Source organism: Comamonas serinivorans, from assembly GCF_002158865.1.
GTDB classification, from domain to species: Bacteria; Pseudomonadota; Gammaproteobacteria; order Burkholderiales; family Burkholderiaceae_C; genus Comamonas_E; species Comamonas_E serinivorans.
In genome coordinates this window covers 254,503-266,776 of record NZ_CP021455.1, presented here as the reverse complement: position 1 = coordinate 266,776, position 12,274 = coordinate 254,503, and the positions used below count along the sequence as shown (strand labels likewise).

Here is a 12,274-nt window from a genome sequence, read left to right as displayed (position 1 = left end):
GGATGCGGGTGAACACGGCCTTCGATCCCTTGCGGGAAAACCCGCGTCGCCCACAGGGCAGGCCAATTCCCTGGGCTCGGCCTATGCTGCGGGCCCGTCATCCCGGCCCGTCACACAGGCGGTCCGCCCCCGTGCACCGCGCGCCGGGCCCGCCGGATGGCCCCACCCTCAACCGGAGAACCACCCCATGTCCTTGTTCGACCTCCACGGCAAAGTCGTCGCCATCACCGGCTCCAGCAAAGGCATCGGCAAGGCCATCGCCCAGCGCATGGCTGACCACGGTGCCAAAGTGGTGATTTCCAGCCGCAAGGCCGATGCCTGCGAAGCCGCGGCCCAGGAAATCCGCGCCTCGGGCGGCGACGCCCACGTGATCCCCGCCAACATCGGCAAGAAGGAAGACCTGCAGGCCCTGGTCGACGGCACGGTGGCCCAGTACGGTCGCCTGGACGTGCTGGTCTGCAACGCGGCCGTGAACCCCTACTTCGGCCCGTCGGAGCAGATCCCCGACGACGCCTACGACCGCATCATGAATTCCAACGTTCGCAGCAACCTGTGGCTGGTGAACATGGCGCTGCCGCACCTGAAGAAGGCCGCCGGTGAGACGGGCGACGCGTCCATCGTCATCGTGTCGTCGATCGGCGGCCTGCGCGGCTCGGCCACGCTGGGCGTTTACGGCATCTCGAAAGCCGCCGACATGCAGCTGGCCCGCACGCTGGCCACCGAGCACGGTCCGGCCAAGGTCCGCGCCAACTGCATCGCCCCCGGCCTCATCAAGACCGACATGGCCAAGGCGCTGTGGGACGACCCCGTGCTGCTGAAAAAGCGCTGCAAGGACAGCCCGCTGCTGCGCATTGGCGAGCCGGACGAGATTGCCGGTGCCGCCGTGTTCCTGGCCGCACCCGCCAGCGGCTTCATGACCGGCCAGACCATGGTCATCGACGGCGGCGTGACCGCCGGCGTGCCCCTGTCGGCCTTCGACGACTGAGCCACGCCTCCGGCGAAGACTTGACCGGCAACACGCGTCCTGCACCGCTCGGCGCAGCCGGTCATTCGCATTCCTTTGATACCAGGCAGTATGGCTACCTTGCCGTTTACCTTTGAACGGTAAGATGGCCATACTGTCTTCATTGCTACTTCTGGCCGGCGTGAGCAGCCACAGGCCATACTGGCTCAGGTGAGCTTGGCGCAGGCCGGACCGTGGCCACCACGCCTTCAGCAGGCCGACGGCCTCACGCGGCATGAAGGCGCTGCGTCCGACCGGACGGCGCGGCCACCCGCAGCGCAGCCAGCTCAGCGGTTGTGCACCTGACCCGGTTCCACGCTGGCGGCGCCGGCCTTCACCAGGGCTTGCAACAGGCCATTCAGCCACTCGACCGGAGGCTGGTCGGGCGCCAGGCGCTGGTGCAGGCCGCGCAGGTAGGGCACGGCCGTGGCCCAGGCCCACAGCTGGTCGGGTGTGCATTGCTGCACGGCCAGCAGGTGGAACTTGAGCAGCACCTTGGCCGCGTACTGCGCGTGGGCCTCGGGGTGGGCGCGAAAGTGCGCCAGCCGGCTGCGGGACTGGGCGAGCGCGCCCGCCACGTCGGTGAACGGCGCGCCGTGGCCGGGCACGACAACGCGCGGCGCCAGCTGCTCGATGCGGTCCAGCGTGGCGGCCACGCGCTCAAACGCCTGGCCGGCTCCCTGGCCCCACAGCTCGGGAAACACCACCGACAGCCCCTGCCCCCAGATCGCGTCGCCGGCAAGCAACACGCGCCCCTCGGGCTCAAACAGCACCACGGCGTCGTCATCGTGGCCCGGTGCCGCGATCACCTGCCAGTCCCGCCCCGCCATGCGCAGCACCTGCCCCGGGGTCAGCACCGCCTCGGCGCGAAAGCGATCACAGTCCTGGCCCGTGTCGCCATGGCTCAGCAGCCGCTCGTCCCAGGCCTGCACGGCGGCCCAGCTGGCTTGCGGCACCCAGGTCTGCACGCCGGGCCAGCGCGCCTGCAGGCCGGCGTTGCCGCCGCAGTGGTCGCTGTGCAGGTGGGTGTTGACGATGTGGTCCAGCGTCCGCTCGCCGAGCTGGTGCGCCACCAGGGCCACCGTCTGTGCGGTGTGGCAGACGTAACCGGTGTCGACCAGCCAGCTGCCCTGGTCATCGGTCAGCAGGATGTTGTTGGCCGACAACCAACCGCGCTCGAACACCACCACACCGGGCGGCAGCAAAGAAGGGGCGTACATCGCGCCACTGTAGCGAAAACGCCGGCCCCGCCCGCATCGCCCATGAACCTGCCGCCCACGGGGCCGACGCGGCGGCGGCACAAGTCCCCGAGCGCGACTCGGATAGGGCTGCATACATCTTGCATTCAATGAGACTTACATTAACATATGAGTTACATCCATCGCGGCCGTGTGCGGCGGCGCTGGGTGGCCTTCACAGCTCATTGACTCACTACACACCATGGCAACTGTCAAACAATCTCTCGATGAACTCATGAACAGCGATGGGGCCCTGTGCGCGGCCATCGTGGACTCGTCCAGCGGCATGATGCTGGGCTCGGTCGGCACCGGCGTGGACATGGAAGTGGCCGCGGCGGGCAACACCGAGGTCATGCGCGCCAAGGTGAAAACCATGCGCGCGCTGGGCCTGAACGACGTGATCGACGACATGCTGATCACCCTGGGCAAGCAGTACCACATCATCCGGCCCTCGTCGCGCAAGGATGGCGTGTTCATCTACTTCGTGCTCGACAAGGCCCGCGCCAACCTGGCCATGGCCCGCCGCAAGGTGCAGGACGTGGACAAGGAACTGAACTTCTGATTGCTCATGCCGCCTGGCCAGTCCGGGCCAGGCGCAAGCGCCCATGAAAAAGCCCCGCCATGCGGGGCTTTGTCGTTGCGGGGCGGCTGAAAATCAGTCGGCGTCGAGGTCGCGCTCTGCCGCGGCACCGGGGCCGGGCGTCCACTGCACGCCATGCTTTTGCAGGTGCTCGCGGATGAGTTTGCGCACCACCTGCGAGGGCGTGACGTCCTGCGAAGCGCACAGGGCTTCAAAGGCACGCTTTTTGCCGGGGTCGATCAGCACCGTCAAACGGGCCGTTTTTTGCTCAATTTTCGCCATGGATGTAGGGGTCGCATTGTAACTGGCGGGATACACCAATCCACACCCTGTGCCGGCAGGGTAATCACCGCATCAGGAATGGGGGCCGTTGTGGCCGTCGCCACGCAAGCGCTCGATGAGGCCATTCAACTCGTCCATGGACCCGAATTGAATCGCCACTTCGCCCAGCTCCTGCACCCGCCCCTGTCGCTTCACGCGTTTCTTGATGCGCACCTCGACCTGGGCAGTCAAGAGGTCCGACAGGTCTTCCTCCAGGCGACGCAGGTCACCCGATTTCTCCCGCCTGGCCTTCTGGGGCACCAAGTCAAACTCGGCACTGTACTTCTTGACCAACGCCTCGGCCTCGCGCACGGACATTTTTTTGGCCACGATCTGGTTGGCCGCCGTGATCTGCGTGGCGCCGTCGAGCGCCAGCAGCGCGCGCGCGTGGCCCATGTCCACGTCGCCCGCCATCAGCATGGTCTGCACCGGCTGCGCCAGGTTGAGCAGGCGCAGCAGGTTGCTGGCCGCGCTGCGGCTGCGGCCCACGGCCTTGGCCGCCATCTCGTGCGTCAGACCGAATTCGCCCACCAGGCGCTGCAGGCCCTGCGCCTCTTCCAGCGGGTTCAGGTCTTCGCGCTGGATGTTCTCGATGAGCGCCATGGCGGCGGCCGCTTCATCGGGCACGTCGCGCACCAGCACCGGCACCTCGTCCAGCCCGGCGAGCTTAGCCGCGCGAAAGCGCCGCTCACCCGCGATGATTTCGTACCTGCCCGCCTGCTCGCCCGCCAGCGGGCGCACCAGGATGGGCTGCATGATGCCCTGCGCCTTGATGGACTCGGCCAGCTCGTAGAGCGCGCCCTCGTCCATGCGCGTGCGCGGCTGATACTGGCCAGGCAGCAGAACGGTCAGCGCCAGCTGGCTGGGCACGCGGGCCTTGACCGCCTCCCCGTCCGGAGACTCATCGGCCGCGGCCTCGATCTTGGGCCCCAGCAAGGCCTCCAGGCCACGCCCCAGGCCTTTGCTTTTCTTCGTGGCCATGCCAGTTCAAACCTTTCTCAAATCCGCCGCCCCTGGCCGTGCCCGGGCGGAAAGCCTGCATTTTAGAAAACAGGGGGCGAGACCCTCGCTCGGCCGGACCGTTCAGGCCATCCCGCCGGAAACGCGCGGCGGGTCGCACCGGCCCGCTGTTTCTCGGTCCGGAGGGCGCCATGCGGCGCAGCAAACCCGGAACTGAAGAGTATGAAGCAAGCTCCGTTGTTCGGGTATCGCATGTGCCTGGATACCCTTGCCCGTGTAGTCCCCGTGCCACCGGACCCCGATGCCGTGACGATGCTGCAGCGCTAAGGAACCTCTGCATAAATCGACTTCTGACGTGGCAGCCCACCGGCTATCCAACCGGCCATCCGCCGCTGGCACCAAAAATCAATGGCTTACATGAGAAGGGCCATCCGCGACACTGATGCTGAATCGCTCGTAACAGATCGTCCTTGATTTATGCAGAGGTTCCCTAAGGGCCGTTGGGCTGCGGTCAGTATCGGAGCCAGCGCCATCCTGACGGTGGGCGCCATGACCCGGCCTCATCCACTGGCCCGCTCATCGCCGCCACTCGCACCTTGGGCCGACAGACCCGGCCGGTTCATCGCGCTTCCCAAGCGATGCCGCGGCTGGCGTACCGACGGCTTGCGAAGGCTTGCCGGCAGCGGGCCTTGCGGCCGGCCAACCGGCGGCCCCACCGCCTTGAGGACAATGGCGCCCTTGCCCGTTGCGACCGCTGCCATGTCCCTGGACCCCCCCGCCGCCCCATCGCCCGACTGGTCCGCGCCCCTGGGCCGCGTCGGCCTCGGCGCAGGCCTGTGGCTCGTCGCCTGCGCCGCATGCGCGGCCGAGTCCGCCGCTGAAGCCCCCGCGCCGGTCGAGGCGATCGCCGACCTGCCCGCCATCACCGTGCAGGCCGGGCAGCTGCCGCAGCGCGAGCTGCGCGTGCCCGCCGCCCTGCAGCGGGTGGACGCGGCCACGCTGGCACGCGTGCCGGGCGGCGACGTGGCCGACGCCCTGGCCGACGTGCCCGGGGTCGTGGCCTTGAACCGCAACAACCACGCGCAGGACCTGCAGTTGTCGATGCGCGGCTTTGGCGCCCGCGCGGCCTTTGGCGTGCGCGGCATCCGGCTGTTGGCCGATGGCATCCCGCTCACCACGCCCGATGGCCAGGGTCAGGTCACCAGCCTGGCGCTGAGCTCGGCCGAACGCCTCGAGGTGTTGACCGGTCCGCTGGCGCAGCTGCATGGGAATGCAGCGGGCGGCGTGATCCAGACCTTCACGCGCGAAGCCGCTGCCACCCCCGAGTTGCGCGCCGGCATCGGCCTGGGCCGCGACGGCTTGCGCCGCACCGACTGGCAGCTGGCCCGCCGCTTCGGGGCGACGCAGTCCGTGGGCCTGGTGGCCGACCTCGCCACCTTCGAAACCGAGGGCTGGCGCGCGCATTCGGCCGCTCGGCGGCGCCAGTTCAACACCGTGCTGACCTGGGACGTGCACGACCAGACCCGGCTGCGCCTGATCGCCAACGCGCTGGACGCCCCGCTGGCGCAAGACCCGGCCGGGTTGACGGCCGCGCAGTGGGCGGCCGATCCGCGCCAGGCGGGTAGCCAGACCGTGGCCCGCAACGCCCGCAAGCGCGTCAGCCAGGAGACCCTGGGCGCGGTGCTGACCCAGGGCCTGGGCGACGGCCTCACGCTGGAAGCGCGGGCCTACGGCGGCCAGCGCCGCAACCTGCAGCACCAGGCCGCCAGCAGCTGGGTGGGCCTGCAGCGCGGCTTTGGCGGCTTGGGCCTGCAGCTGACCGGCGAGCAGTCGCATGCGGCCGGCTGGCCGGTGGACTGGACCGTGGGCCTGGCCTGGGACCGTTCGTCCGAGCGGCGCCAGGCTGGCGCCACGTTGGCGGGCGATGCCAGTGGCCCGCTGACCCGCCACGAGCGCAACGTGGCCGCGAACACCGACGCCTTCGTGCAGGCCCACTGGCAGCTGGCGGAACGCTGGCAGCTGCTGACCGGCGCCCGCCACAGCACGGTGCGGCTGGCGAGCCGCGACCACTGGCCCGCCGATGGCGACGGCTCGGGCCGCATCCGCTTTCGCGCCACCAACCCGGTGCTGGGCCTGGCCTGGCTGGCACGGGCCGACCTCAACCTCTACCTGAGCTGGGGCCGGGGGCTGGAGACGCCCACGCTGGCCGAGGTGGCCTACCGACTGGACGGGACCCAGGTCTCGCCCGCGTTCAACACCGACCTGGGCGCCGCGCGCAGCCGCCAGTGGGAGCTGGGCGCCAAGTGGCACCCCGACCGCGACACGCGCGTGAACCTGGCGCTGTTCCACATCGCCACGCGCGACGAACTCGTGGCGGCACGCTCGGCCGGCGGTCGCACCGCCTACGTGAACGCCGGCCAGACGCAGCGCCAGGGGCTGGAGCTGGCCGCACGCCACCGCCTGTCGCCCCACTGGGACGCCGCCCTGGCCCTGACGCTGATGCGTGCGCGCTACGGCAGCGCCGACACCGGCCCCAGCGGCACGGCGCTGCCCGGCATCCCGCGCCGGCAGGCCAGCCTGCAGCTGCGCTGGCGCCAACACCCCCAGACCCGCTCCAGCGCGGCACTGCGCGGGACCGAGCTGCAGCTGGACTGGCTGGGCCGCGCCGCCTTGTGGGCCGACGACGCCAACCGGGCGCGCGTGGCCGGCTACGGCCTGGTCCATGCCCGGCTGCAGCACGGCTTCAGCGTGGGCCGCACCGAGCTGGTGGCCCACGCCGCCATCGACAACCTGCTGAACAAGCGCTACGTCGGCTCGGTCATCGTCAACCAGGCCGCCGGCCAGTATCTGGAACCCGGCTTGCCGCGAGGCTGGCAGCTGGGCCTGCAGGCGCGCGTGCCGTTCTGATCAGCATGCCGTTCTGATCGGCGTGACGCTCTAAGCGGTGAGCCCTTCCAACCCATGCCGCCCTGATCGGCGTGCCGCACTCATCCTGGTCGGTCCCCGGGACTTCGACGTCAGCCCGCCCTGGGCAAGCATCACCCGGCGCTCGTCAACGACCGAATGTCAATGCTTGCAAGCAGTATGCAGCCCTGGCCGATGATGCCTCGTCGGCGACCAACTGATACTCATCCAGATCTCATGAACAAGGACGAACAGCGCTGCGCCGACGCAGCGCAGACTCAGTCCTGCGAGACGGCCGCCACCTCGGCGAAGCGTGCGCGCACCGGCTCGGGCATGGCCGTGGGCTTGCCCGTGCTGCGGCTGACGAACACGATGCCCGACTTGCCGCGCGACACCTCGCGCCCCTGCTCGGCTTCGGTCATGTGGAACCAGAGGTCAAAGCCGTAGCGGTTCAGGTCCTGGGGCACCATCTCGATGCGCATGACCTCGCCGTGGAAGCCTTCGGACTTGTACTGCGCCATCATGTCCGCGACGACGATGTTGAGGTCGCCCACGTCGAACTCGCGGTAGCCCAGCCAGTTGAAAAACCGCACACGCGCTTCCGACACCAGCGCCAGCAGCTGGGCGTTGTCCAGGTGCCCGCCCTGGTTCACATGCGAGAGGTAGATCTGCACGTCGGTGGAAAAGGCAAAGGCTTTGGGCAGATCGAGGACGAGGCGGGGCATGGTGGTGTGGGGCGTGACAGCGCGGTGGTTTTTTGAACCCGATCAAGGAGTATCCCGCATCACCCTTTCACATGAAAACGGCAACAGACGAATACTCCCAGTCGTTTAAAAGCGGACTGACGCACCGCTGCGCTGGAGGAAAAGGCCAGGATTCTATCGAGGGCCACCTGGCCGCCGCTGAGCGCCACCCGTTGGGCTGAAGCTCGGCGTGCTCGGCCACGCCAACGAGCGCCCGGTCTTGCACCAACCACCCGGCCCGACCCTGGTTTGCCGGCTGCATGTCGGCGTGGCGCGTCTGCAGCTCAGCCTGCGAGGTCTCGATCTGGGCCTGGTCCACCGAGAGCTTCGCGCGCCAGGCCTCGAGCTGGGCCTGGAACTGGTCGGTCATGGCCCGGGCGATCTGGATGGACAGCTCGGCCGACTTCGATTTGGCGTTGGTCTTGGCAACCGCGGCCACTACCGGCGCATGGCAAGCGGGTACCTCTCGCTCGTCCGCGCCGCTGCGGCAGCCTGGACGTGCTCAGCGCGGCCGGTGAGCCGGTACCCTGGCGTGGGTCGCCAGCGCACCTCGCGTTGGCAGCCCGTCGCCGCGCCCACATCCTGGATCGGCAGGTCCGCGACGCGCGCCACGGGCGCACAAGCGGCATCAATGCGCCGCAGCCGACCAGCTTTGCATGGGCGTCCGCGGCTTGTCGCGGGGGTGACGCTCTAGAATTGCCCGCGAAACCCAGGCGCACCGCGCGGCGGGTCAGAACGTGAGAGACATTCAACATGAGCGACGCCCCCTCCACCCACCCGGATGACAAACGCGCACGGCTGCGCCAAGCCGCGCTGGAGTACCACGAGTTCCCCACCCCCGGCAAGATTGCCGTCACGCCGACCAAGCAGGTCACCAACCAGTACGACCTGTCCCTGGCCTATTCGCCGGGCGTGGCCGTGCCCTGCGAGGAGATCGTCAAGGACCCGTCGGCCGCCTTCCGCTACACGGCACGCGGCAACCTGGTGGGCGTGGTGACCAACGGCACGGCCGTGCTGGGTCTGGGCGACATCGGCCCGCTGGCCGGCAAGCCGGTGATGGAGGGCAAGGGCGTCCTGTTCAAGAAGTTCTCGGGCATCGACGTGTTCGACATCGAGATCAACGAGAAGGACCCCGACAAGCTGGTCGACATCATTGCCTCGCTGGAGCCCACCTTCGGCGGCATCAACCTCGAGGACATCAAGGCGCCCGATTGCTTCATCGTCGAGCGCAAGCTGCGTGAGCGCCTGAGCATCCCCGTCTTCCACGACGACCAGCACGGCACCGCCATCGTGGTGGGCGCGGCCATCCTGAACGGCCTGAAGGTGGTGGGCAAGGACCCGGCGCAGGTCAAGCTGGTGACCTCGGGGGCCGGCGCGGCCGCCCTGGCCTGCCTGAACCTGCTGGTCAAGCTCGGCATTCCGCGTCAGAACATCTGGGTGACCGACCTGGCCGGCGTGGTCTACGAGGGCCGCACCGAGCTGATGGACCCGGTCAAGGCCGTGTTTGCGCAGCCCACCGCGCAGCGCACGCTGGCCGAGGTGATCGAAGGCGCCGACGTGTTCCTGGGCCTGTCGGCCGGCGGCGTGCTCAAGCCCGAGATGGCGGCCAAGATGGGCGCCCGCCCCATCATCATGGCGCTGGCCAACCCCAACCCGGAGATCACGCCCGAAGAGGTGCAGTCCGTCCGCAGCGACGCGATCATCGCCACCGGCCGCACGGACTACCCCAACCAGGTCAACAACGTCCTGTGCTTCCCCTACATCTTCCGCGGCGCGCTGGACAGCGGGGCCACCACCATCACCGACGGCATGCAGGTGGCCGCCGTGCGCGCGATTGCCGAGCTGGCGCAGGCCGAACAGTCCGAAGAAGTGGCCCGCGCCTATGTGGGCCACACGCTGTCGTTCGGGCCCGAATACCTGATCCCCAAGCCGTTTGACCCGCGCCTGATGATGAAGATCGCGCCGGCCGTGGCGCAAGCTGCGGTGGAAGATGGCGTCGCGCTGAGGCCGATCGCCGACATGCAGGCCTACGTCGAGAAGCTGCAGACCTTCGTCTACGCCTCGGGCACCATCATGAAGCCCATCATTTCGGCGGCCAAGGTGGCGAAGTGCAAGCGCGTGGCCTACGCGGAAGGCGAAGACGAGCGCGTGCTGCGGGCGGCCCAGGTGGTGGCCGACGACGGCATCGCCCGACCCACGCTGATCGGCCGCCCGGCCATCATCGCCCAGCGCATCCAGAAGTTCGGCCTGCGCCTGGAAGCCGGACGTGATTACGACGTGGTCAACGTCGAGATGGACGATCGCTACCGCGAGCTGTGGCAGCGCTATTACGAGAAGACCAAGCGCAAGGGCATCACCCCGGCCATCGCCAAGATCGAGATGCGCCGCCGCCTGGCGCTGATCGGCGCCATGCTGCTGGACCGCGGCGATGTGGACGGCCTGATCTGCGGCACCTGGGGCACCACGCCCATGCACCTGAACTACATCGACCAGGTGATCGGCAAGAAGCCCGGCTGCAACACCTACGCCTGCATGAACGGCCTGATCCTGCCGGGCCGTCAGGTGTTCCTGGTGGACACCCACGTCAACTACGACCCCTCGGCCGAGCAACTGGCCGAGATCACCGAGATGGCCGCCCAGGAGATGATGCGCTTCGGCATCAAGCCGCGCGCCGCACTGCTGTCGCACTCCAGCTTCGGCACCTCGAACCAGCCCAGCGCCCAGAAGATGCGCGAGGTGCTGGAGATCCTGCAGACGCGTTCGCCGTGGCTGGAGGTCGATGGGGAAATGCACGGCGACCTGGCGCTGGACTCGGCAGCCCGCCGCACCTACATGCCGGACAGCACCTTGCTGGGCGATGCCAACTTGCTGGTCATGCCCAACATCGACGCCGCCAACATCGCCTACAACCTGCTCAAGGTCACGTCGGGTGGCGGCATCGCCGTGGGCCCGGTGCTGCTGGGCGCTGCCAAGCCCGTGCACATCCTGACCCCCAGCGCCACCGTGCGCCGGCTGGTCAACATGACCGCGCTGGCCGTGGTTGACGCCAACATGGAGTGAGAGGGGGCCAGGGCTTGCCTTGGTGGGTCCGTCACCTTCGTGAAGCGTGGTGGGCGGCGCGCATGCTGCGGCGGCCGTGATGCGCACGGCAGCTTTGACGCGTACCCGTCTCCGCAGGAGAGTGGGCATCGGCACGGTTGCAGGCGCGGTCGAAACGCTCCCCAACGCGTTTCGTGTGATTCACGCAGCTTGCCAACTTGCTTCCGAGCAGGCCCGAGGCGGGAAGGTCTGTTGATGCCATGCCCCACCGACTTGGCGTCGGTGAGCCCATCCAACCTCAAGCGCTCAGCGACATGGGTCGCTGGATGGCCTCCGGGTGCTGACGCCAGTCGGTCGCGCGGCGGACCAGCCTTTTCAGCGACACAGCAACGGCGCACAGCCCTCCAAGCACCTGCGCTGCCACGCTCGCGCGCCCCTGTCCAGACGACGCGCAAAGTTCGCAAATTTACCTCAGCCGCATACCGGATTGTGAACTGGCCTTGCAAAAATGAGGCCGATCGGTCACACTAGCGCCTTGGAATTTTCGGGTAAACCCGGAGTTCTGAGAGGTGGCAATGCAGGGAAGGCCGTTGACGCGGAGCGTTCGTGGTGCAGTCGTAGGAAGCCTGGTTCTGGCTCTGACTGCAACGCTTTCGGTGTCACACGCTCGCAGCCATGCGGTCGTCGACACGCAGACGATTGCGCTGGCCGAGTTGCCCAAAAACGGGCAAATCACCCATGCATTGATTTTCAAAGGCGGACCGTTTGCTTTTGACAAGGACGGTACCGTGTTTGGAAATTTCGAGCGGATTCTACCGCGCATGCAGCGCGGCTATTACCGCGAATACACCGTCAGGACACCGGGTCGCTCAGGTCGTGGCGCCAAACGCATTGTCTGCGGAGGTTGGACTCCTGCATCACCAGACGCCTGCTATTACACGCACGACCACTACGCCAGTTTCAGGAAAATTGTTGAGAAAACAAATGGACAGGCTCAGTGATGCGGCAGCTATGCCGCGCAACATCGGCCCCGATCCCATGAGTGGATTGGTGGCATCGGCCCCCGAGACGGATGTGCCGCTCAAGCGCATCCGCCCCAACATCGTTCAGGCCATTCGCGCGTTTCATGTGGAAGAACTCGAGGCAGCCGCCTCGTCGCTCGGCCAGCACTTCTTGTATGCCAACCTGTCGGCTGCGCAAAACAAGCAAGACGTGCTGGATTTGATCGGCCAGCAGTTTTACCTGCCTGCGCATTTCGGCAAGAACTTTGATGCCTTGTACGATTGCCTGACAGACCCGGTTTACAAATCAGGGCCGCAGTTGGGTTTTGTGGTGGTGTTGGAACATATTCCCACGACCAGCAAATTCGACAAGGAAATTCGCGAACAGCTGCTGGATATTTTCCGCGAGACGGCCGATTATTGGTCGGATCGGAAAATCCCCTTCCGGTGTTTCTATTCTTTTCTGTAGCCCGTTCTGCGCAAAT

11 protein-coding genes are annotated in these 12,274 nt (G+C 67.5%); 6 read left to right on the top strand and 5 right to left on the bottom strand.

Annotation, left to right across the window (positions count from 1 at the left end):
- Positions 1 to 187 precede the first annotated feature (187 nt).
- Positions 188 to 985: an SDR family NAD(P)-dependent oxidoreductase gene (locus CCO03_RS01185; protein WP_087276138.1), complete on the top strand. Its 798-nt coding sequence runs from the start codon at positions 188 to 190 to the stop codon at positions 983 to 985.
- A gap of 305 nt (positions 986 to 1,290) precedes the next feature.
- Here the strand turns inward: CCO03_RS01185 and CCO03_RS01180 are convergent, their stop codons facing one another.
- The gene (locus CCO03_RS01180) at positions 1,291 to 2,223 is read right to left on the bottom strand and encodes an MBL fold metallo-hydrolase (protein ID WP_087276135.1); all 933 of its coding nucleotides are present in this window, start codon (positions 2,221 to 2,223) and stop codon (positions 1,291 to 1,293) included.
- A 220-nt stretch (positions 2,224 to 2,443) separates the two neighbouring features.
- Here CCO03_RS01180 and CCO03_RS01175 point away from each other — a divergent pair, with 220 nt between their 5' ends.
- Positions 2,444 to 2,803 (top strand): hypothetical protein, encoded by a 360-nt coding sequence (locus tag CCO03_RS01175; RefSeq protein ID WP_087276132.1) that lies wholly within the window; start codon positions 2,444 to 2,446, stop codon positions 2,801 to 2,803.
- 93 nt (positions 2,804 to 2,896) lie between these two features.
- Here CCO03_RS01175 and CCO03_RS01170 read toward each other — a convergent pair whose 3' ends face one another.
- Both CCO03_RS01170 and CCO03_RS01165 read right to left on the bottom strand, forming a co-directional pair.
- Positions 2,897 to 3,094 carry a CopG family transcriptional regulator gene (locus tag CCO03_RS01170; protein WP_087283917.1) on the bottom strand — a complete coding sequence of 66 codons (198 nt, stop codon included), beginning with the start codon at positions 3,092 to 3,094 and terminating at the stop codon, positions 2,897 to 2,899.
- An 81-nt stretch (positions 3,095 to 3,175) separates the two neighbouring features.
- Entirely contained in the window at positions 3,176 to 4,123 is a 948-nt protein-coding gene (locus CCO03_RS01165; RefSeq protein ID WP_087276129.1) for a ParB/RepB/Spo0J family partition protein, read from the bottom strand.
- A 738-nt stretch (positions 4,124 to 4,861) separates the two neighbouring features.
- Between CCO03_RS01165 and CCO03_RS01160 the strand changes: the two genes are divergently transcribed.
- On the top strand, positions 4,862 to 7,009 hold the full coding sequence (locus tag CCO03_RS01160; RefSeq protein ID WP_169717439.1) for a TonB-dependent receptor family protein: 2,148 nt from the start codon (positions 4,862 to 4,864) through the stop codon (positions 7,007 to 7,009).
- Between the two features lie 275 nt (positions 7,010 to 7,284).
- Here the strand turns inward: CCO03_RS01160 and CCO03_RS01155 are convergent, their stop codons facing one another.
- Both CCO03_RS01155 and CCO03_RS01150 read right to left on the bottom strand, forming a co-directional pair.
- A complete protein-coding gene (locus CCO03_RS01155; protein ID WP_087276123.1) occupies positions 7,285 to 7,731 on the bottom strand; it encodes an acyl-CoA thioesterase in 447 nt (148 codons plus the stop codon).
- Positions 7,732 to 7,798: 67 nt separating this feature from the next.
- Positions 7,799 to 8,188, bottom strand: a complete 390-nt coding sequence (locus CCO03_RS01150) for a hypothetical protein (RefSeq protein ID WP_087276121.1) — start codon at positions 8,186 to 8,188, stop codon at positions 7,799 to 7,801.
- 314 nt (positions 8,189 to 8,502) lie between these two features.
- Between CCO03_RS01150 and CCO03_RS01145 the strand changes: the two genes are divergently transcribed.
- The 3 genes from CCO03_RS01145 (at position 8,503) to CCO03_RS01135 (ending at position 12,258) form a co-directional block, all read left to right on the top strand.
- The gene (locus tag CCO03_RS01145) at positions 8,503 to 10,809 is read left to right on the top strand and encodes an NADP-dependent malic enzyme (RefSeq protein ID WP_087276118.1); all 2,307 of its coding nucleotides are present in this window, start codon (positions 8,503 to 8,505) and stop codon (positions 10,807 to 10,809) included.
- A gap of 554 nt (positions 10,810 to 11,363) precedes the next feature.
- Positions 11,364 to 11,789 carry a guanyl-specific ribonuclease gene (locus CCO03_RS01140; RefSeq protein ID WP_087276115.1) on the top strand — a complete coding sequence of 142 codons (426 nt, stop codon included), beginning with the start codon at positions 11,364 to 11,366 and terminating at the stop codon, positions 11,787 to 11,789.
- Between the two features lie 37 nt (positions 11,790 to 11,826).
- Positions 11,827 to 12,258 carry a barstar family protein gene (locus CCO03_RS01135; protein ID WP_157667812.1) on the top strand — a complete coding sequence of 144 codons (432 nt, stop codon included), beginning with the start codon at positions 11,827 to 11,829 and terminating at the stop codon, positions 12,256 to 12,258.
- Positions 12,259 to 12,274 lie beyond the last annotated feature (16 nt).

Bases quoted from the DNA above. Each gene is read 5' to 3' on its own strand.
- CCO03_RS01145 (WP_087276118.1), top strand. From the start codon at position 8,503: ATGAGCGACGCCCCCTCCACCCACCCGGATGACAAACGCGCACGGCTG.
- CCO03_RS01160 (WP_169717439.1), top strand. From the start codon at position 4,862: ATGTCCCTGGACCCCCCCGCCGCCCCATCGCCCGACTGGTCCGCGCCC.
- CCO03_RS01155 (WP_087276123.1), bottom strand. From the start codon at position 7,731: ATGCCCCGCCTCGTCCTCGATCTGCCCAAAGCCTTTGCCTTTTCCACC.
- CCO03_RS01165 (WP_087276129.1), bottom strand. From the start codon at position 4,123: ATGGCCACGAAGAAAAGCAAAGGCCTGGGGCGTGGCCTGGAGGCCTTG.
- CCO03_RS01180 (WP_087276135.1), bottom strand. From the start codon at position 2,223: ATGTACGCCCCTTCTTTGCTGCCGCCCGGTGTGGTGGTGTTCGAGCGC.
- CCO03_RS01185 (WP_087276138.1), top strand. From the start codon at position 188: ATGTCCTTGTTCGACCTCCACGGCAAAGTCGTCGCCATCACCGGCTCC.
- CCO03_RS01140 (WP_087276115.1), top strand. From the start codon at position 11,364: ATGCAGGGAAGGCCGTTGACGCGGAGCGTTCGTGGTGCAGTCGTAGGA.
- CCO03_RS01135 (WP_157667812.1), top strand. From the start codon at position 11,827: ATGAGTGGATTGGTGGCATCGGCCCCCGAGACGGATGTGCCGCTCAAG.
- CCO03_RS01175 (WP_087276132.1), top strand. From the start codon at position 2,444: ATGGCAACTGTCAAACAATCTCTCGATGAACTCATGAACAGCGATGGG.